Annotated in this window: 19 protein-coding genes; 12 read left to right on the forward strand and 7 right to left on the reverse strand. The window is 44.1% G+C overall.

Annotated features, from left to right (window positions below; all coding sequences use genetic code 11):
• Window positions 1-17 precede the first annotated feature (17 nt).
• The 7 genes from KIH87_RS15130 to KIH87_RS15160 all read left to right on the forward strand — a co-directional run bounded on the left by KIH87_RS15130 (window position 18) and on the right by KIH87_RS15160 (window position 9,360).
• Complete coding sequence (locus KIH87_RS15130) at window positions 18-1,310, forward strand: lysine N(6)-hydroxylase/L-ornithine N(5)-oxygenase family protein (RefSeq protein ID WP_232358687.1); 1,293 nt, start codon at window positions 18-20, stop codon at window positions 1,308-1,310.
• A gap of 146 nt (window positions 1,311-1,456) precedes the next feature.
• Entirely contained in the window at window positions 1,457-3,406 is a 1,950-nt protein-coding gene (locus tag KIH87_RS15135; RefSeq protein ID WP_232358688.1) for a class I tRNA ligase family protein, read from the forward strand.
• Window position 3,407: 1 nt separating this feature from the next.
• Window positions 3,408-4,310, forward strand: coding sequence for an ABC transporter substrate-binding protein (locus tag KIH87_RS15140; RefSeq protein WP_232358689.1), 903 nt, complete (start codon window positions 3,408-3,410; stop codon window positions 4,308-4,310).
• Window positions 4,311-4,321: 11 nt separating this feature from the next.
• A complete protein-coding gene (locus KIH87_RS15145; protein WP_232358690.1) occupies window positions 4,322-5,428 on the forward strand; it encodes an NAD(P)/FAD-dependent oxidoreductase in 1,107 nt (368 codons plus the stop codon).
• A gap of 10 nt (window positions 5,429-5,438) precedes the next feature.
• Window positions 5,439-6,692 carry a succinyl-diaminopimelate desuccinylase gene (gene dapE / locus KIH87_RS15150; protein WP_232358691.1) on the forward strand — a complete coding sequence of 418 codons (1,254 nt, stop codon included), beginning with the start codon at window positions 5,439-5,441 and terminating at the stop codon, window positions 6,690-6,692.
• 20 nt (window positions 6,693-6,712) lie between these two features.
• On the forward strand, window positions 6,713-7,882 hold the full coding sequence (locus tag KIH87_RS15155) for an HlyD family efflux transporter periplasmic adaptor subunit (RefSeq protein ID WP_232358692.1): 1,170 nt from the start codon (window positions 6,713-6,715) through the stop codon (window positions 7,880-7,882).
• A complete protein-coding gene (locus KIH87_RS15160) occupies window positions 7,879-9,360 on the forward strand; it encodes an MFS transporter (RefSeq protein ID WP_232358693.1) in 1,482 nt (493 codons plus the stop codon). Before KIH87_RS15155 ends, KIH87_RS15160 begins: the two co-directional genes overlap by 4 nt.
• Window positions 9,361-9,400: 40 nt before the next feature.
• On the opposite strand, the gene KIH87_RS15165 is transcribed toward KIH87_RS15160, so the two are convergent.
• Window positions 9,401-10,234 (reverse strand): HDOD domain-containing protein, encoded by an 834-nt coding sequence (locus KIH87_RS15165; protein ID WP_232358694.1) that lies wholly within the window; start codon window positions 10,232-10,234, stop codon window positions 9,401-9,403.
• A 357-nt stretch (window positions 10,235-10,591) separates the two neighbouring features.
• On the opposite strand from KIH87_RS15165, the gene KIH87_RS15170 reads away from it, so the two are divergent.
• The 3 genes from KIH87_RS15170 to KIH87_RS15180 all read left to right on the forward strand — a co-directional run bounded on the left by KIH87_RS15170 (window position 10,592) and on the right by KIH87_RS15180 (window position 14,576).
• Window positions 10,592-12,274 (forward strand): dipeptidyl-peptidase 3 family protein, encoded by a 1,683-nt coding sequence (locus tag KIH87_RS15170; RefSeq protein ID WP_232358695.1) that lies wholly within the window; start codon window positions 10,592-10,594, stop codon window positions 12,272-12,274.
• Window positions 12,275-12,523: 249 nt separating this feature from the next.
• Window positions 12,524-14,128 carry an SIR2 family protein gene (locus KIH87_RS15175; RefSeq protein ID WP_232358696.1) on the forward strand — a complete coding sequence of 535 codons (1,605 nt, stop codon included), beginning with the start codon at window positions 12,524-12,526 and terminating at the stop codon, window positions 14,126-14,128.
• On the forward strand, window positions 14,121-14,576 hold the full coding sequence (locus KIH87_RS15180; RefSeq protein WP_232358697.1) for a nucleoside 2-deoxyribosyltransferase: 456 nt from the start codon (window positions 14,121-14,123) through the stop codon (window positions 14,574-14,576). The genes KIH87_RS15175 and KIH87_RS15180 overlap by 8 nt, the downstream gene beginning before the upstream one ends.
• A 146-nt stretch (window positions 14,577-14,722) precedes the next feature.
• On the opposite strand, the gene KIH87_RS15185 is transcribed toward KIH87_RS15180, so the two are convergent.
• The 6 genes from KIH87_RS15185 to KIH87_RS15210 form a co-directional block, all read right to left on the reverse strand.
• Window positions 14,723-15,529 (reverse strand): hypothetical protein, encoded by an 807-nt coding sequence (locus KIH87_RS15185; protein ID WP_232358698.1) that lies wholly within the window; start codon window positions 15,527-15,529, stop codon window positions 14,723-14,725.
• Between the two features lie 66 nt (window positions 15,530-15,595).
• Window positions 15,596-15,793, reverse strand: coding sequence for a hypothetical protein (locus KIH87_RS15190; protein WP_232358699.1), 198 nt, complete (start codon window positions 15,791-15,793; stop codon window positions 15,596-15,598).
• 305 nt (window positions 15,794-16,098) lie between these two features.
• Entirely contained in the window at window positions 16,099-16,347 is a 249-nt protein-coding gene (locus KIH87_RS15195) for a hypothetical protein (protein WP_232358700.1), read from the reverse strand.
• 109 nt (window positions 16,348-16,456) lie between these two features.
• A complete protein-coding gene (locus KIH87_RS15200; protein WP_232358701.1) occupies window positions 16,457-17,155 on the reverse strand; it encodes a hypothetical protein in 699 nt (232 codons plus the stop codon).
• Window positions 17,148-17,735, reverse strand: a complete 588-nt coding sequence (locus KIH87_RS15205) for a sigma-70 family RNA polymerase sigma factor (RefSeq protein ID WP_232358702.1) — start codon at window positions 17,733-17,735, stop codon at window positions 17,148-17,150. Before KIH87_RS15205 ends, KIH87_RS15200 begins: the two co-directional genes overlap by 8 nt.
• 8 nt (window positions 17,736-17,743) lie before the next feature.
• Window positions 17,744-18,385: an energy transducer TonB gene (locus tag KIH87_RS15210; RefSeq protein WP_232358703.1), complete on the reverse strand. Its 642-nt coding sequence runs from the start codon at window positions 18,383-18,385 to the stop codon at window positions 17,744-17,746.
• A 164-nt stretch (window positions 18,386-18,549) separates the two neighbouring features.
• Here KIH87_RS15210 and KIH87_RS15215 point away from each other — a divergent pair, with 164 nt between their 5' ends.
• Entirely contained in the window at window positions 18,550-18,936 is a 387-nt protein-coding gene (locus KIH87_RS15215; protein WP_232358704.1) for a DUF6516 family protein, read from the forward strand.
• Window positions 18,929-19,363 (forward strand): HVO_A0114 family putative DNA-binding protein, encoded by a 435-nt coding sequence (locus KIH87_RS15220; protein ID WP_232358705.1) that lies wholly within the window; start codon window positions 18,929-18,931, stop codon window positions 19,361-19,363. Before KIH87_RS15215 ends, KIH87_RS15220 begins: the two co-directional genes overlap by 8 nt.
• The last annotated feature ends 113 nt before the right edge of the window (window positions 19,364-19,476 follow it).

Genomic DNA, 19,476 nt, shown 5'->3' on the forward strand with positions numbered 1-19,476 from the left:
GTTAAGGGAAATCCGGTATGAAAATTTATGATTTTATAGGCATTGGGTTTGGGCCAGCTAACCTTTCAGTGGCAGTTGCAATGGAAGAGTACGGCTTATTGCCCAACGGTCTTGATGTCGCTTTCATTGAAAGCAAACCAGAGTTTGTCTGGCACGGCGACATGCTCTTGCCCGACGCAGAAATGCAGATCTCCTTCTTCAAGGATCTGGCCATGTTGCGCAACCCAACCAGTAAATTCACTTTCCTGAATTATCTGGCACAAAAAGGCCGTTTGGAGTCATTCGCCAACTTGAAGCGCTTTTTCCCGCGTCGAGTGGAATACAACGATTACCTGAAATGGGCTGCGGAACAATTTAACAATTACGTCAGCTACGGCGAGAAAGTCGTTAAAATCGAACCCTTTAGAGATGCTGACGACGGCACAGTAAAATATCTGGCAGTGCATAAAGAAAATATCGCCACTGGCGAAAAATCAGTGATGTATGCCAAGAATGTGTCACTGGCGACAGGTGTCAGCAAAAAGCTACCGGAAAATGTCGATGTCACGCTTAACGACACTATCATGCACTCCAACGACTTCTTGCGTAATTTGGGTAAGAGCTTTGATGACAAAAATGCAGACTACAAATTTGTCGTGGTAGGTTCAGGCCAAAGTGCGGCTGAAATTACCATGCATTTGGCTGACGAATATCCCAACAGCAAAGTGGATTTGTGCTTCCGTGGTTATGCACTAAAACCCGCCGATGAAACTGAATTCGTGAACGAAATCTTTGGCAGCGAAGCCGCCGAAGAGTTCCAAAACTACAGTGAAAAGCTGCGCAAGCAAGTGCTAAACGCGCACCGCGATACCAACTATTCAGTCACCGACCCGGAACTGATCACAGCCTTGTATGAACGTTTATACTTCCAGCAAATCATTGGCAGTAACCAAATCACCATTAATCACTTCCATGAACTCATGGGCGTAGATGAAGAAAGAAAGCTGGCAAAGTTCGACAACATTAAAGACGAGACCCAATCAGAACTGCCTTTTGATGGCTTGTTCCTTGCCACAGGCTACGAGCCACGCATGGTCGAGCTGCTACAAGGCTTTGAAGATTATCTGGTGTACGACGCGCCAAATCGTCTGGCTCTGGACGAGAACTACGTGGTTAAAACCAAAACCAATGGCTTCCTGCCCAAGCTGTTTGTGCAAGGCGCAAGTGAACACAGCCACGGTTTAAGCGAAACCTTGTTGTCTCTGTTGGCTTATCGTTCAGCCAAAATCACTGGTCAGTTAAGTCGCAGAGAAAACTCAATGGCTGTTTAAGCCGATTGATGGGAGTCGTTTTCAACGATGTTCCCTAACGCTCCAATACATATTGTTGTTAGCCGCCGGAACTGAACACTTTTTCAGTTCCGCGGGCTCCTGATTTGAAATGATAACTCGCAGACATGCGGATGTAGGAAAATAGAATGAAAACTGTGAACCTGAATACTCAAGAAACCTTTGAAGCTTATGGTTTGAAATGCCAATCACTGATCCCTAAAGAATTGGTAGACAGACCACCGTTTGGTTCCATGAAAGCCACAGTTGCACCACTGCAAACATCAGTTCGTCATAATCATCATGAAACTGAACTCTTCTTCCTGATTAAAGGTCATGGTCGCGTTAATTCTGACCAATTTGAAGCGCCAGTGGAAAAAGATAGCGTCATTCTATTGCCCGCCTTCTCCGAGCACACTATTACCAACTTGTCGGAAGATGAGCCGTTGGAATTCCTGACATTTTGGTGGGAAGACAGCCAAGCCATTGAGGAAGAACTCAGCAAGCTGAACTTGCAACGCGACCAAGACATTCTGGTCACTGCAACACCGCCAACGCCAAATGGCGACTTGCACTTGGGGCATATGTCGGGTCCTTATCTGGGCGCGGATATCTATTCCCGCTTTATGCGTTACCAAGGCAACCGCGTTCATTACCTGACAGGCACAGACGTAAACCAGACTTACGTTTACACCAAAGCACAGCAGCAGGACAAAGACCCTAAAGCCTTGGCACAGTTCAACACCGACGCCATCAAAGCCACACTGAAAAGCGGTGTTATCAATTATGACCATTTCTACAATCCTTACGAGATGCAAGGTTACAACGAAGAAATGCAAAACTTCTTTCTGGATTTGTTCAACAAGCAAAAACTGGAAGCCAAAACCAGCACTGAATATTTTGATGGCGACAATTACCTGCACGAAGCCTATATCACCGGTACTTGCCCACATTGTGGTGTTTCCAGCGACGGCAACTGCTGTGAAAAATGCGGTTTACCGCATGACATGCCAGAACTAATCGAACCGACCAGTTTCTATAAAGGCGACTTGAGCAAAAAAGACGTTAAGAAGCTGTATTTCCCATTAGAGCAATATCGCGAAAAGCTAATGGCCTACTTCGATGATTTAGACCTGATGGCGCATCACAAGTTGTTTATTCGCCAGCTATTTAGCAAAACCTTGCCCGATATTGCGGTATCGCATCCTGCGCCTTGGGGCATCAAACATACCGTTCCCGGATTTGAAGATCAGATCATTTATGTTTGGGCGGAAATGCTGCCTGGATATTTGATGGCAACCCAGCAATCAAGCGGCAAGCACTGGGGCGATTTCGATTCCCGTGTACAATTCTACGGCTTCGATAACACCTTCTATCATTTGGTACTGTTCCCTGCCATGTTGATGGCGGCAGGTCGTGAAGATGCACTTCCCAGCAGCTTTGTCATCAATGAGTTTTTGCATCTGGATGGCAGTAAATTCTCCACCAGCCGCGAACATTTGATTTGGGCGAAAGACTTTTTTGGCAGTAATTCTCCCGATCTGGTACGCATGTATCTGGCGCGAGTTCGTCCTGAGCAAGCGGTAAACAACTTCTCGGTAAGCGGCTTCGACCTGTTCACTGAAAACTTCGTAGAACAGCGTTTGTTGTCTGGCATAAATCGCTTCTGGGCATTAATGGCAGAAACCAGCAACAATGAAATTCCTGAAGCGGGTGCCTGGAATTCGGCAACCAAGCAGCACTATCAAATTTTGTTAAACGCTTACCAAACCATTTTAAGCGCGCATCAGGCAGATTCTTTCTCCACTCACACCATTATGAGTGCCGTTGAGCAAGCGTCTGAAATCATGGGCACATGCAGCGACATGATCGATTTCCTGAAACAAGCCGAAGAAGAGCGCGCTTTGGTGCGTACTTTGTTGGCATTGTCTGCGCTGAGCTTGAAGATTATCAGTGTTGCCCTGATTGGTATTGCGCCGAATTTCTCAGCTCGACTAATGCAAGAACTTGGCATTGATGCCGCAGCAGGACTGGAAGAACAAGCGAACTTCTTCCCGGGCGGACAAGCGGTTAAACCTGAAAACAAGGCTTATTTCTAATATGGATCAGGATCGCTTGTCTATGGTTCGCTTGTCTATAGATCGCTCAGTAAATATCGCGGTGTGCGGGCCATTAACCGGCCCTCGCAGCGCTTATGGTGACATGCTCAAAGCTGAATGCGAGCACTTGCGCCAAGCGAATGTGCACCTACAGCACTTCGACGATATGGCGAATCCGGAACAGGCTATCGCGGTAGCCAAAACCGTAATCGCTGAGCAATTTGATGTGGTCATCGGCCATTTCAACAGCTATTGCAGTCTGGCAGTTAAAAACCTGTATCGTGAAGCGAAAATCGGCTTTATTTCACCTTTGTCGACCAATCCAGAACTCACTCTTGAACAAGGCGGCGCTCTGTTTTGTCCATCAGACGACGATCAATTACAAGCTCTGGTCAGTGAAGCAGAGAAAGCAGGAAAGCGAATTTATGTGTTTCACGATGGTTCACCCTATAGCAAAAATCTGATCTCCCAGTTAGGACAAAGATTCCCCGAAGAACGCATATTGAATGCCTTTGAACAATTTCCAACAGAAGCAGCAGGCGACAGCATGGTATTTCTGGCTGGAGCCCACTGTAATCTGGTGCAACCGCATATTGCATTACGCAAGGCTTATCCGACATTAAAGATTGTCGGCTGCGATGATTGTTACATCGACGAGTATTTCGATGATCTGGCACACGTCGCAAACCAACATGATTTTGTGATGGGGCAAGCCAAGGGTCATGAAGGCAACTTGCGTAATGCGGTGCAATACTTGAATGATGTGATCCATTCCATCCCTAAAGACACGCCGTTCTTCAATGTGATAGGCCAAAACACAGCCAACTACCAATTTAACGCCAATGGCCGTGTTGCCAGTGCAGTTTGGCAATTATTGCCGCTGCAATCTCTGGTTAAACCCTGATAGGTATTGTGATGCAAAAGACCCATTTTGATATAGCAATTGTCGGTGGTGGCATCATGGGGTTGGCAACCTTGTACCATATCGCCACCCGCACAGACTTGAGTGTTGCGCTGTTTGAGCAGGGCAGATTAGGCGGTGGCTCTACACATAAATCCGGCGGATTTGTTCGAGCGTTTCATGCTAACCCGCAAGAAATCGAATGGTCAGTGCAAACTTTGCGTTTTCTCCGTCAGTACCAATCGGAAACCGCGTTTAATCCGATTGGCTGCTTTTATTTGGCAGACGGTATTGATTCAAATGCAGTGGGACAGGCGCTGGAAACCATGACTCAATTAGGTGAAAAGGTTGACGCATGTTCTGAGCAAGAGATTGTAACCTATTTGCCACAACTGCAACATCAAGCTCGCAAAACCGTGATTCACGAGCCCAATGCCGGGTTCGCAGACCCGTTAAAAACCAGCCTGCTGTATGCTGAATTAGCCAAGCAAGCTGGCGCGACAATATTTGAGTGTGCCCAAATTACCGATATTGAGCAAACTCATATAGAACAGAATGATATTGCAGCAGACAGCCCCCTTACTCTGCACATTAACGGAAGCGAAACACCCATTACCGCAAAAGCAGTGAGCATCAACTTAGGGGCTTGGTCGCCAGAGTTTTTGCACAAACTTGGCCTTCCCAGTGACGTGTTCAAAAAAGGCATACAAGCCGACACTTATTTGGTGAATGAGGAAGACTTTCCTCCTTTCTGTGTGCTGGATTATCAAACCGATATCTACACACGCCCTTTCGGGCATCAGCAACAACTGATTGGCATCGCCACCCAGAAGTTCGATGTTGATTTACACCATCACCATCAATCCGATCCAGCTCAACAGGCTGCCTGTTTGACGCAACTGAATACGCTTATGAATCCGCAACAGGATAAACCTGTCGCGCTAGGCGGCAGAATTGGCTTTGATGGATACAGCAAAGATTTTCGCGGCAAGATTTACCTTAGCAAAGCGATTCCCAACCTTTGCATTTCAGAAGGATGGAGTGGCGCAGGATTTAAAATGGCTCATGGTGCTGGCGAACACACCATGAAGACCCTGTTATCAGCAATATCGGCAATATAGGGAATCACATATGAGCGGGTCGACTTCAGTTTCATCACAAGATGCATTATCCCAAGAGCATGTCTCTAACCTTTATGATGACATCCATCCATTGCACTCCCCTTTGGAAAGTGCCGAATTAGCCGATGAATGTCACCCAGCGGTCAGCTACAGCAAAGAGCTGATAAACCGAAAGTCACTTACGCCTGAAGATGCCGGATGCCAAATGTGGCTGGCAGAAAAGCTGACACATCTGGGCTTTGAGTTTCACCAGTTCATGAGCAAGGATGTGAGCAATTTTATCGCCATTTATGGTAACAAAGGCCCCCTACTGGCATTTTGCGGTCATACCGATGTCGTTCCTGTTGGAGACGCTAACAAATGGCTCACCGATCCGTTTTCGGGCGAGATAATAGAAGGTGAATTATATGGTCGAGGCGTTACCGACATGAAAGGTGGTATAGCGGCCATGCTCAGCGCAGTTGAACGCTTGATTGAATCTGGTAAAGTACCCGACGTCCGAATAATGTTCCTTATCACTTCGGACGAGGAAGGTGAAGCGGATGAAGGCAGTATCCGAATTGTTGAATACCTGAAAAGCAAAAATCTTTTACCTGATTTTTGCCTGATAGGAGAACCTTCCAGCCGTGAACATAGTGGTGACGCCATGTTAGTGGGGCGGCGAGGCGCGATATCAGGGCAATTTGATGTTATCGGAAAGTTAGGCCATGTTGCCTATCCAACCATGCATCACAATGCCGCTCATCATGCGACCCGTATGATGAATGCATTGTTGCAGTTGGAATGGGACAAGGGTTCGCCCAATTTTCCAGGAACCACGTTACAAGTGACCGGCATCGAAACCGGGCACTTTACCGATAATCTGGTGCCAGCAAATTGTACAGTGCTGTTCAATGTTCGATATAGCCATAACTATACCGAGCAGGAAGTCAGAGAACGCATTGAAGAAACATTGAATGCTGTTTATGAAAAGTTTTCCATGTCCTGGACTCGGCCTTGTTTACCTTACATTACGCACTTGCAGGAAGACGAAGAAACGCTGGTGAAGCGACTGGAAAAAGTCATCAAACAGCGTTGCGGTCGTTACCCCATTTTATGTACCACTGGCGGCACTTCTGATGGACGTTTTTTCACAGATATTTGTGATCAGGTGGTGGAATTAGGCTTGCCCAATAAAACCATCCATCAGGTAAACGAACGAGTAAAAGTATCAGACATCATTGAGCTGGAAGGCATTTACTACGATTTGCTGTCCAGCTTCTGAGCAATTGGGAGTTTTGGGATTTGAAATTTGTCATTAAATTATTGTGTGGTCTGTCGGTTGTGGGCGTAATTGCCTACTTCGCCATGCAAGATACCAACGCGCTGGTTTTCGACAATGCCTATATCAGCGGTCGTACCCTGACAATCACCGCCAACAACAATGGTCGTTTGGAGCTTATTGGCAACCTGAAAGACAAGCGCCTGAAAAAAGGCCAAATCATTGCCTACGTCAACCCAACCATCAACGAGTTGGAAATTGACGAGTTACAGGAAGAACTGCGTTTAAGCTTAAATGAAGAACTCAAAACCTGCCTGCAAAAAGACGTAACCGTACTGAAACGCACTGTGGAAGAGCTGGATTTGGAACTGTCGCAGAAAAAATTAAAGCGTTTAACGTCGCTGTCTAAAACGGCTGCGGTTTCTGATGAAGCTGTGGATCAGGCTGATATCGAATTCCATCGCTCGCAGCAGTTAATCAAAATCCGTGAGAAAGAACACCAAATCGACACGCTCGATAATCATTTTGAGATCCTGCAACGCCCTCGCATCAGCTTATTGCTGGCGCGATTGAAGAAAGCATTTTTTACTCGTGAACAACTGATTATTCGCGCCCCTTACGATGGCTATGTTTACGAATACTACGTTTACAACGGTCAGCAAGTGGAATTGGGCGACAAGCTGGTGCTGTTCGTACCGAAAGAAGACATGATCGTTGAAGCCAACGTACTGGAATCAAAACTGGATATGATCCGCCCGAATGACCCGGTTGAAGTTACGTCATTCGTATTCGGTAAAGAGCGTATTTTTGAAGGCAGTATCATTTCGGTGGTTCCTTCCGCTACCTCAACCTTCGCCGGATTACCACGTAATATCAGCGACTCTAACTGGGTTAAGGTTGAGCAACGTGTGCCCGTGCGTATTCTGCTTCAAGGCTCGGAAAAAGAGCTGGACATGCTGCCCATCGGCAGCTCGGTTGAAGTGAAAATGAATCTGGAACAACCCACTCACTACACTTCGGTGCAAGCCAGTTCGGAACCTGAGCCAGCAGCGCCGACAGAGCTACAGCTTGGCATCAATGCGGCCGAGCCAGACCCGAAATGGCTGCGTGAGTATAAAGATCGGCTTAGTCTTATCATTGATGAAACCAGAAAAGCACAAGAGGCCGTCTCCCCCAACGAGTGCGTAATATGAAGAACAGCTTGCAAGTATGGGCAGCGGTATGCAGTCTCTATATGATTCTGTTTACCCAAATGCTCGATACTTCCATAGCTATTTTGTCGTTATTGGTCATCTCCATTGACCTGCATCTGGATGTATACCAATCCGCCGGGATCATGACCTTTTACGGTGTCGGGCTGGTTATCGCATTTCCTATGGGCGCCTTCCTGACCAAGTTCTGGAGTGAAGGCTTGCTGTTTATTATCGGCTGCCTGATCTTTATGGTCACATCACTGGCCTGTGGCCTTGCTCAGAATTCCGATCTGTTTCTGTTCTTCCGCTTTATTCAAGGTATTGGCGCAGGATTCAGCGTGGTGGTTTGCCAGTCGTTAATGATTAAAGTATTAGGCGACGATAAACGCCCGTTAGCCTTATCTCTCACCATGAGCGCAGTTACGCTAGCACCGGTTTTTGGCCCTTTAATTGGCAGCATTATTACTGAATATCTGGATTGGCGCTGGCTATTCCTGAGCAACGTGCCTTTATGTGCCATTGGTGTGTTTTTTGTGGTGTCTTATCTGGAATTCAGCGTTAAGAAAGACGAAAAGTTCCAGCGAGGCTACTTTGTATCACTGCTGTTGTTCTCCGTATTTGTATCCACGGTTCAATTCATCTTTGATTTTGGTGAGAAATTCGGTTGGTTCAAATCTTTCGAGATCCAGACCGCATTGGCTATAGCAATGTCGGTGGCGATTCTGTTCTACTTTTCCAACCGACGCGAAACCGCTCAGATCTTCAATTTCAAACTGCTTTCAGAGCCTGGCTATGGCTTACCCACTCTGGTGCTGACATTCGGCAACGGTTTGATCGTGTCGTCACTGGTAATTTTGCCTATTTGGCTTCAAACCGATTATGGCCTGTCGATTATTCAGGCGGGCTTGATTGTGTCGGTTGCCAGTGCTTTGGCGGCGGTGATATCGCCCATGATAGGTAAGTATTACCCGGAAAAATATTATGTGCCGTTGTCGCTGTTTAGTGTCAGTGCCACCGCTTGCGCTTTCTTCGCCATGTCGCGCTTCTCGCCCGACACCTCGCAAGAATACATTGTGTTCACCCGCATTATTGCAGGATTAGGTATCGCCACCTTTACTGCGCCACTGCTGACAGTTTCCTTTAAAAAGCTGGCGGTGGAAGAAATCACCAAGGCAAATTCGCTATCGCTGACCATGCGCTTATATTCAGCAAACCTGTTCATCACCTTGTCGTTGTTGATATGGAAGCACAAGCAATCGGAACTCTACAGCACCATTACACATGGCGTAGACCGAGCTTATATTATGAATGCATTGGAAAATGGGATTTCAACCGGATTCGGGCATATTGCCAGCACGTTGCGCGTTGATGCCATGAGCCAGATTATGCTGTATTTCGGTATCGCCTTTGCGATAGCCATTATCCCTGTTGGCTACCTGAAATTTCACTTTAGAGTAGAAGAGAAAGCGGCTGATTAACACTAAGCAGAACTGAGTAGAAAATACGCTCAGCGCATGATCAGATAAAAATATCTCTCACCGTTGCCAAACGATCCTTATATTCGTTGCTTTGAAACATATCCATATCTTCAATAACACGTTTTTGCATACACACATTAATCACTGAATTTTTCTTGGACTCAATGAAGCCAGCAGCAACCGCGCCCATGCGTACAAAATCAAGATAGCTTACTTTGTCCGACTGCACTTTCATATCACGCCAACTTTCGGCGACTTGAACGAACTCGTCACCAAACCCCCATTCACGGGTAATAGCACCGCCAATGCGTCCAGCCAGTTTCTGAATGGCCTGATTTAAAAACTTGGGATCAGCAAACTCATTATGGCGCTCTGCTTCAGTTAAAATAGGCAGCACGCCGATATTGTGCATTAACGCCGCCAACGTCATCACATCAATGTTAAGGCCTTTCACCTGATGACGTTCAGAATATGCTTGAAATACAGCCAATGAATTCGCGACCACCTTAACACTGCGATCCCAAACCTGGTTCAGATAAGTCTTCACCACCTCATTCTTGCTTACGAATAGCTGCTCCATCGCCAAAGCAGTGGCAATGTTTTTGATTTGAGTTAATCCAATTCGGGTAACGGCCTGTTGCAAAGATTCAGCACGAATAGAACGACCAAGATAAGCACTGTTGGCAAGCTTGATAATACGAGCACTTAAAGAAGGATCCAAGGCAATGACTTCCGCCATTTTACTCAAACTCACTGTTGGATTTTCAGCGGTTTTACGTACCTTTAATGCGATAGCCGGAAGCGTAGGAAGCACCAGAGTATCGTTGTTTATTTTTTCAACTAAAATCGTTAATAAGGTGTTTTCCGTTGACATCTTTCGACCTAAATTATTGAGCGATAAGCAATTTCCAAACGCGCAACGACAAAGAATAATTCACGCTGAAAACCCAATTAAAAACTCGCCCTAAAAAATAACCTAATCAGAATTTGTTTACTGGCTAGTATCCGCATATTAAAACAGAAGTAAATAGCGCTAACCGCTTCCAGGTATAATTACAGATATCCAATAGCGATGCCTTATTCCGAATTCAGCAAGAAGATAATACAAAGCCTTTTCATTACAGCCCAACAACGGCAGAATAGGCTCACATAGCACTCTGTTCTAGCCGATGCTTCATGTGGCAAGTTCAGAATCGATACCATAATTATAATCAAATCGGGAACGTTCAGAATGAAAAAACACTTACTCGGCACAGCACTCATTGCCGGTGGTCTCATCTTAAGCGGCTGCGGTCAGGCTCCAACCACTGAAAACAAGCCAGCAACCGTTGCAGAAAGTAAAAGTGAAGCCCTGACTTTAAAACCAGAATTTAAGTCTCGTTTAGACATCTACCGCCCGGTAGAACTGACATCTGACATTTCTAAACTGAGCGATAACCAAAAGGCCATGCTAGCTATTTTGATCGACGCATCAGAAATTATGGACGACCTGTTCTGGAAACAATCCTACGGTAAAGATTATCAGGATATGTTGAACAAAATCGCCGATCCTGAAACCAGAAAGTTCACCGTCATCAATTACGGCCCCTGGGATCGCCTGCAAGGTGATGAAGCATTCCTGACTGGCGTTGAAGAAAAGCCACTCGGCGCACAGTTCTACCCTGCCGATATGACCAAAGAAGAGCTGCAAAACAGCGGCTTAAAAGACGCTCGGGGCTTGTATTCCATGATTGTTCGTGGTGACGATGGCAAATTAGCCAGCGTGCCTTTCTCTGAATACTTCAATGAAGAATTGACTCGCGCAGCCAAACTACTGCAACAAGCGGCTGAACTGGCTGACAACAAAGAATTCGCTAACTACCTGAACATGCGCGCCAAAGCCTTGTTAACCGATGATTACCAAGCCTCTGACTTCGCATGGATGGACATGAAAACCAACCCAATCGAATTGGTATACGGCCCTATCGAAACCTACGAAGACCAATTGTTCGGCTACCGCGCCAGCTTCGAAGCTTATGTCCTGCTGAAAGATTTGGATTGGAGCGCGCGTTTAGCCAAATACGCAGCCTTCTTGCCAGAATTACAACGCGGCTTGCCAGTTGATAACAAATACAAACAAGAAATGCCAGGTGCCAATGCCGACCTGAACGCCTATGACGTAATCTACTACGCAGGCCATTCCAACGCAGGCAGCAAAACCATCGCCATTAACTTGCCAAACGACGAACAGGTTCAATTACAAAAAGGCACTCGCCGCCTACAGTTGAAAAACGCCATGCGCGCCAAGTTCGACAACATTCTGGTGCCAATCGCAGACCAGTTAATCGTGCCAGAACAGCGTAAACACATCACCTTCGATGCCTTCTTTGCCAACACCATGTTCCACGAAGTAGCGCACGGCCTGGGCATCAAGAACACATTGAACGACAAAGGCACAGTACGCCAGGCACTACAAGAACACGCATCAGCCCTGGAAGAAGGTAAAGCCGACATTCTAGGCTTATACATGGTTCGCCAATTGTTGGAAAAAGGTGAAATCACCGAAGGCGTATTAGCTGACTACTACGTGACCTTTATGGCAGGTATCTTCCGTTCATCACGCTTTGGCGCATCCAGCGCACACGGCAGAGCCAACATGGTTCGCTTCAACTACTTCCAGGATCAAGGCGTATTCGAGCGCAATGAACAAGGTTTTTACAAAGTCAACCTGGACAAAATGGGCGCAGCAGTAGATAGCCTGTCTGAACTAATTCTGACCCTGCAAGGCAACGGCGACTACGAAGGCGTAGACAAATTAGTGAAAGAAAAAGGCATCATCGGCGACCTGCTACAAGCCGACCTGGATAAACTGGCCAACGCCAACATCCCGGTAGACATCACCTTCAAACAAGGCAAGGACGTGATGGGATTGTAAGGCTGCTTTGAGTAGAACAGCTATTTGAATAGACCTGCTGTTTAAATAAAAATGTAGATGTTAGAAACCGGAGCTTGCTCCGGTTTTTTGTGATAATAGATATTACGCCTAGCCAACCTCACACTTGGACAATATAATACACTTAAATCAAAAATAATATTCGATGAAAAATTCAAATTGAGCTTGTCAAACACAAAGACTCAAAAGCTTTATGGATTTAGTTGATTAGTTAAATCACCAAGGAAACGCATGGTTACCCTACAAGATAGTGACCTAGAAGTCTTAAGAAGGCATTTTAAAGCTCTTTCTCATTTAAGAGAGAGGAAGAATTCGGAAAGAATTGCTTTATTCTTAGGAGCAGGAGCATCAAAGGCTCTTGGCTTTCCAAACTGGCTCGATCTTGTGACAAGAATAGAAAATGAGCCAGAATTTAAAGACTATCAGCCAAATATTGGAAATAATGACCTAACTGTTCGAACACAAGGACTACTTCAACACCTTATTAAAAAAGAAACATTAAAAGACAAGCAAGTGGATGCGGCTTCTGAACGCGCAGCAAAATACAAATGGCTACACATTGTTCATAAGTGTTTATATGCCGAAACCAGTATTGCTAAAGGAAATCTGGCTCATCCCTATTTACCTAGTTTCCTGAGCCTAATAAAAGAATCGCCGTTAACTATCAATTACAATTTCGATGATTGTATCGAACAGATGCTTTCTCAGGCTTACTACCAAGAACAGATTAATAATAAAGAGAAAGTATTTGAAACGGTTTGGGAGCCATCCACTCAATACCAACGATCAAAAGGTGTAATTTACCACCCTAATGGTTTTCTACCTTTTAAATTAGTTGAAGGATATAGCGATAATATAGTATTTGCCGAATCTGAGTTTGCTGATCAACTTATACAGACAATGCATGGTCACTACTCTACTTTAGTTTCACACCTTTCAAGATACACTTCACTCTTAATCGGTTTATCTCTCAATGACCCAACTCTAAAGCACTTGTTAAGGCAAAATACGCAACTAAATCCAGGGCATGTTCATTACTATTTAAAATATTGCAATGAGTTACCTAACGAACATTCAATGAAGGCCGAGCAAGAGGTTAATTTTGAGGTGTATGGTGTCATTACAATTCATTTGACTGACGAAGAATTCTCTTCTTTTGGAAGGTTACTCTCATGTGGAGACGAACATTATGAAGAGTTTACTGACCGCTTAGGATTGCCTGTACAGCGTATTTATTATGTAACTGGTGCCGTTGGTGCAGGTAAAACCACTACCGTTAATAAAATGAAAAGTTTACGATGGTTTGGAGAATGGGTTGAAAGTAAACCCGAAGAATTAGCGAAACCACATACGGAACTAACAAAATCCGAGCGAGATAAAATTGATATTTGGATTTCAGAACAGTTCAGAAAGAAAGACTTTAAAATATCAGGGGTCAAGTGTGGGGTAGTCATTAGTGACAGATCTCCTTTAGATCCTTTGGCATTTGCGAAAGAAAATGCTATCAGAGAAAGAGCATCACAACATTTAGAAATTTTATCCCCGGCAGTGTCCGATAGAAGGCTAAAACCCGGACACATTATACTGTTATCAGCATCAGGCAGTGAATTGCTTTCGAGAGCAAAGCATAGACATAATGTAAGTTCAGAATATTTCGAAACTCAAGAAAAATTAATTCGAAATCTTTATAAAGAACCAAATCCTACAATAACTGAAATATCCACTAGTAATAGAAGCATTACTCAGGTTGTCAAACAAATTGCAAAGGTTATCCATCTGAATCCTTATGAAGAATTTGACATTCACAGCAGACTTGAGGAGTTATCGAATGATTAATGAACGGAATGTAGATGTATACTTTGCAGCTCCATTTTTCTGTGAAGCAGAGAGAGATTTCAACCTAAAGCTTATATCAGTTCTAGAAAATGCCGGGATTTCAGTTTTTTACCCACCAAGAGATGGAATGGTAGCGAAAAGTGAACTTATGGCTACTCCAGATTGGGAAGAAATCTCTAACAAAACATGGGAATGTGACACGACAGCAATAATAAATAGTAAAGTGCTCTTGGCCGTTACTGATGGAAGATCTATTGACGAAGGAGTTTGTGTAGAAATAGGGTTTGCGGCAGCACATTGTGTGCCCATTTTAGCTTATTCCAGTGATGATAGAACTCAATTCCCTTGGGGTCACAATCCGATGCTAGTAAGACCTATTAGTGAATTTATTTCAAGCCCATCAAATATGATAAGTAAAATTCACAACATGCTGGATGCTGCTAAATAACGAATGAAAAAGACCAAATACTTTTTAATAAATAGATGAATTGAACACAAAATTTGAATGCATCCATGACCTAATTATCTGTTAGAAAAGACTTTTTCTCGTTTATAACTGCCGATTAAGAACAGTACTAAGCCCCGCCCCCAACCTCAATAATCCACATCAACCACATCGTCTTTGCCATCGTTCAACTTTCTCTCCAATTTGCCACCCACATAAAGAGCTAAGGTTCTGGCACGATCACAAAGCACGTTTGCGCTGTACAAATGTCGGCGCTCCTCACCGCCTATTCCCCATTGTTCCAGCAGAAATCTGGCACTTTCAATACATTGATAAGCATCGGTTTTATTGTTGCCATCTGGCATGATAAAAATAATGTCTTCCAGCATATGGATTCGTTTAAACACTTTATCCATTTGCACGCTGGAATATTCGGTTTTGTAAATATCAAGTTCTGAGCGAAAGGCTTTGAAGGGCAGCAAAACACTCATCAAAATTACCGCGTTATCCAGATTCACAAATATGCTTCTCACCGTCCATAACCACCATGCACTTTCAAGCTCGCGATTGGGTTGTAAGGCACTATTGAGTGCAACAATATTTCTGTCGATATGAAGGGAAAGATGTAAAACGATTTCAATTAATAAAAGCGAAATAGCTAATTTGGCAGGCCAGTGAAATACAAAACCTTGTATGTGATGATCGACAACCAGGCACAGGATGATAAAACCACATGCCGCAGCCCAATACAGGTAGTAAATGCTCAGCAGGTGTTCTTGAGGCAATATAAATTGCGAATAGATAACTTTTGAAACGGCAAACGTGCAGGCAAGAACAAGAGACATATGAAGAACAGGCTTGTATTCCTTGCGAAAATAGAAGTTATACAAGCCTGCAACTAGAAAGCAGATAGCCCAGACATTACCTATGATAAAAGCGACAGCATAATCAATCATTATTATTCTCTTTATCTGACTGGCTCTACTGCTTATCTCACCGTAAAATAAAAACGTCTATCCAATTTAGTTAGGATCAGGAGGCGGATCGCCACCACCATCGGGTCCCATTGGAACTGGGTTACTCGGAACACTTGTGCAAAAAATCAACCAACAGCCTGAATTTGCAAAACCGGCTTCGCTTTCCGCCTGTAATTCAATAGCACCTGACACACCAGAAACTGCTACTAACATTAACGTTAAAAGGTATTTTTTTAGTTTCATAACTCACTCCTATAGAGCCTTGATGCCACAAGGCAAACAAGACAGGTAAATATAGTAACCTGAATGAATGATGAAACAAAAAGCTAAAACAGACTGATGCTTAACCTTTGCCTTAGCACAAAATACAGCTAGTTTCAGAAGCCTCTTCTTACCTGGAAGTAGATTCTTTTTGAGCGGTTTTACACGCTTTTACACGAACACTGCAAGGTAAGAATAACACCCTAAAAGCGAGAGAATAACGATAAAAATAAACTTTTCAAGATTTTTTAATAAAATGCACGGGAACGTATAAAAATCAAACAACTTTACTGAGATTGCTTCGTACCTAATACGAACTCTTCAAGTGTTATGCCTTTCGTATCCGTATTTTTCAGAAGAAGCTCAAGAAAATCCAAGTTGTAGTTACCCCGATTAACATAGTTGATAAACCGTTGTAGCTCATTCGAGGTTTCAGGCTCATGACCATAAAGTAGCAAGTAAAAATCCCTGTATCCGCCGTATATGTCCTTTAGCTTTTTCACATAAAGTCGCGCTGGATGGATTGTCTTGGACAATGGATGTTCTCAAGTAGAAGAAAACGAAACTATATTGAAACGGGAAATAAAGGTCAAAAAGTTGCAGAAGGATTGATCAACAACATTGCGATCTAGCCTTGCCTAACCCTCACTCACTACAATACAGCGGCGTTTCAGCCTCAATAATCTTCATAATATGCCCATGCTGATCCAGATAAACTTCTACCCAACTTCCTGATGGCAAGGTGTCGGCTAGCATTTCTTCGCTGTTCATCATACTTAGCATATTCAGCAGCTCATTAGACACTTGCAGCACGGTGTCTTCGCAGTTTTCCAGTTCCCAGCCTTGGTCGAAGTGGGTTAGCAGCATGGTTTTTCGGTGAAAGCGTTCCAGGTTGTCGGTTCGGTTGGCGTATTCTGAGGCATATTCCTGATAGTTAACGCCGATTTGTTCGGATGGGGTTTGTTGCGGTGTGTCGTCGATAGAATGAATTTGAACCACCTTGATGTTTTCGGGAGTATTCCAACCTCGCATTGTGACCGAGATAATGCCAACAAACAGCATTACACTGGCAGCTAACGTAACACCTGAGAGTAAGCGGAACCAATTGATTTCCTGTATTAGCTCTTGCATTAGCTCGTGCTTATTTTTCTGCTGATTGTTGTCTCGGCGATTTAATCCAGCAAATACCGACGTTTTAATCGACTCTGGCGCAACCACTTGCTTCTTACGTTGCTGATAGAGCTGATCTAATAACTCGTCTTGACCGTGAGAGCTTTGATCGTGAGTGCCTTGTTCTTGAGCCTCTTGTCCTTGAGCTTTTTGATTGTGGACATCTTTACTCACGGTATTTCTCCAACGACTGGCTTAAGGTTTGTTTGGCGTAACGAATTCGAGATTTAATAGCTTCATAAGGTTCGGCTGTAATCTCGCTGATTTCGGCGACACCAAATCCTTCTTGATACAACACGAAGGCTTCTCTTTGTAGCCAGGGCAATGTCGCCAAAGCCTGATTAAATGCCTGTTGCAGCTCTTGACCTTTGAAAGCCACTTGTTCCGACGGAGATTCCGATGGCGATGCTGAAAGAGTATGTTCAACATCCCCTTCAAGGCTTTGCCAGCGATTCGTTTTACGATATTCATCCACCAGCAAGTTGCGCCCGATGGTGAACAACCAGGGTTGAAAGCGACTATCGGAACGATATTTGTGCCGTTGTTCGATAACCCGTAGCCAGGATTTTTGACAAATATCCTTGGCTAAATCGGCATCTGACAGGGTCAACAGGAAGTGGTACAAGTCCTGATTTGAAGCATTAAATAGCTGCTCCAGGTACTTCTTTTCGCCCGACACGGCATATTGCCCCATCAGCCATTCTTGACTGATGGGTACGGAAAAGAATCCTTTTAACGCTAATGTAATGCTCACAAATATCCTTAATTGTTGCCCAAGTTGAATTCTAACTGTATCAACACATCCGTTTGTTTTACTGACCGCCCATTTTCCATTTTGGGTTTATATTTCCAGCGTTTCAGTGCCCTTTTGGCTTCGGCTTCAAACACTCTTTTGGGTTCAGCATCCAATATTCTGACATTCTCCACCAAGCCTTGAGCATTGATATCGAACATCAGTTTTACCCAGCCTTCAATGCCATTTTGCGCCGCTTTTGCCGGGTACTTAGGTTCAATTTGTACCACGGGTCGTGCATCCCCGCCACCACTGGTTAAATCAATGGTGGTGTCATAGGTATTCCTCGGCACATCAATTGTAAAATCCGTTGGCTCAGAAATTTCATCATTTCCGTCATCACTGATATCCGGAGGTATGTTTTTAGGTTGCACTTTAGGTTCTGGTAGAGCAGGAATTTTTGGTCTGGCCACGACGGCTGAATCTTGCTCTTCAAAGAACGGACTAATAATCGGAGTATCCTTTATTGGCTCCGCCCACTGCTCATTCGTAGTAATCAATTGCTGCATTAGCACGAACAACAGAAAGGTTATGGTGATCGCAGCCAGAGAAAACGCCAAAGCCTTTAACGCAATTCTTGGTAAGCTCATATCAATAGCATGTTGATGCATAGCAACTCCTTGTGTGTTTTCTCCTTATACGTATTAGGTCTGGCAATGGGGTTAAATAAATTGAAATTTTTTTAAACACAGCTCAAAAAACATTCACTCTTGCAATCTACAAACCTTGAGTTATACTCAGGCCATAACAACATTAAGGTAAGGGATGAACCAATATGTATTGCATTGACCATGGATTAGAAGCATTGCTCGCTCTTGCAGGTGAAGAAATGCATAGAGAAGACGGTTATTGGTGGAAAATTGAAGCGTGGCAAGTGCACCCGTCGAAGCATATTCCTCATGGAATTCGCTATAACTTGGCTTTCCACAAGAGACTTCATAACAAACATAACACCCGCATTTTCGCCTTAGATAATGCTCACGGGATAAAAATGCCAAAGAAAGGGAAAGTAAGTGGAAAAAGGCATGAATATGATCATCAACATCGCCATGCAACAGACAAAGGAACGCCTTATGAGTTTATCTCAGCCTTTCAGTTGCTACAGGATTTTTTCACAGGGGTAGACAACACCATTGCAAATATCGAGCGTTCTAATGTCTAAATTATTTGAATTAAAGGAGCAAAATATGAAAGCTAGAATTGGCATTATGTCAGAAGCGTTAGTTAGAAATAGAATGCTGGCGATTGCTTCTGGGTCTTATCAAATCGACGTAAGCGAACCCAAAATCTGGTATAGCTCAATGAACGCTATTTGCCAGATTTTAAATGAAAAAAACATCGAACTAGTTCGGCTGATTAACAAGGAAAAACCTGAAAGTTTGACGGAGCTAGCCCTGCTAACAGGTCGACAAAAATCTAACTTATCCAATACACTCAAAGCACTTTCTGAAAAGGGATTTATCCGATTAGAAAAAAGCCACGGCAATGTGTTAAAACCTGTCGCTCTGTATACCGACTTTGAAATCGTTGTTGATAGCTATTATGAAGACAAGGTACTTAAAGCGGTTGAGGCCATGAAAGCAGCTTGAAAATATCAGTAAAGAACAAGATTAAAAAACCGGAGCAAGCTCCGGTTCTTTAATATCTATTTTTGTCTCTATTTTTCATTTAAGAGACAAAACGCGTTTTAAGCGCGATTAAT

This window comes from Paraneptunicella aestuarii (assembly GCF_019900845.1).
In the GTDB taxonomy this organism is placed as follows: domain Bacteria; phylum Pseudomonadota; class Gammaproteobacteria; order Enterobacterales; family Alteromonadaceae; genus Paraneptunicella; species Paraneptunicella aestuarii.

Coding starts and splice junctions, on each gene's coding strand:
- KIH87_RS15130 (WP_232358687.1), top strand. CDS start 18: ATGAAAATTTATGATTTTATAGGCATTGGGTTTGGGCCAGCTAACCTT.
- KIH87_RS15135 (WP_232358688.1), top strand. CDS start 1,457: ATGAAAACTGTGAACCTGAATACTCAAGAAACCTTTGAAGCTTATGGT.
- KIH87_RS15140 (WP_232358689.1), top strand. CDS start 3,408: ATGGATCAGGATCGCTTGTCTATGGTTCGCTTGTCTATAGATCGCTCA.
- KIH87_RS15145 (WP_232358690.1), top strand. CDS start 4,322: ATGCAAAAGACCCATTTTGATATAGCAATTGTCGGTGGTGGCATCATG.
- dapE (WP_232358691.1), top strand. CDS start 5,439: ATGAGCGGGTCGACTTCAGTTTCATCACAAGATGCATTATCCCAAGAG.
- KIH87_RS15160 (WP_232358693.1), top strand. CDS start 7,879: ATGAAGAACAGCTTGCAAGTATGGGCAGCGGTATGCAGTCTCTATATG.
- KIH87_RS15165 (WP_232358694.1), bottom strand. CDS start 10,234: ATGTCAACGGAAAACACCTTATTAACGATTTTAGTTGAAAAAATAAAC.
- KIH87_RS15170 (WP_232358695.1), top strand. CDS start 10,592: ATGAAAAAACACTTACTCGGCACAGCACTCATTGCCGGTGGTCTCATC.
- KIH87_RS15175 (WP_232358696.1), top strand. CDS start 12,524: ATGGTTACCCTACAAGATAGTGACCTAGAAGTCTTAAGAAGGCATTTT.
- KIH87_RS15180 (WP_232358697.1), top strand. CDS start 14,121: ATGATTAATGAACGGAATGTAGATGTATACTTTGCAGCTCCATTTTTC.
- KIH87_RS15185 (WP_232358698.1), bottom strand. CDS start 15,529: ATGATTGATTATGCTGTCGCTTTTATCATAGGTAATGTCTGGGCTATC.
- KIH87_RS15190 (WP_232358699.1), bottom strand. CDS start 15,793: ATGAAACTAAAAAAATACCTTTTAACGTTAATGTTAGTAGCAGTTTCT.
- KIH87_RS15210 (WP_232358703.1), bottom strand. CDS start 18,385: ATGCATCAACATGCTATTGATATGAGCTTACCAAGAATTGCGTTAAAG.
- KIH87_RS15215 (WP_232358704.1), top strand. CDS start 18,550: ATGTATTGCATTGACCATGGATTAGAAGCATTGCTCGCTCTTGCAGGT.
- KIH87_RS15220 (WP_232358705.1), top strand. CDS start 18,929: ATGTCTAAATTATTTGAATTAAAGGAGCAAAATATGAAAGCTAGAATT.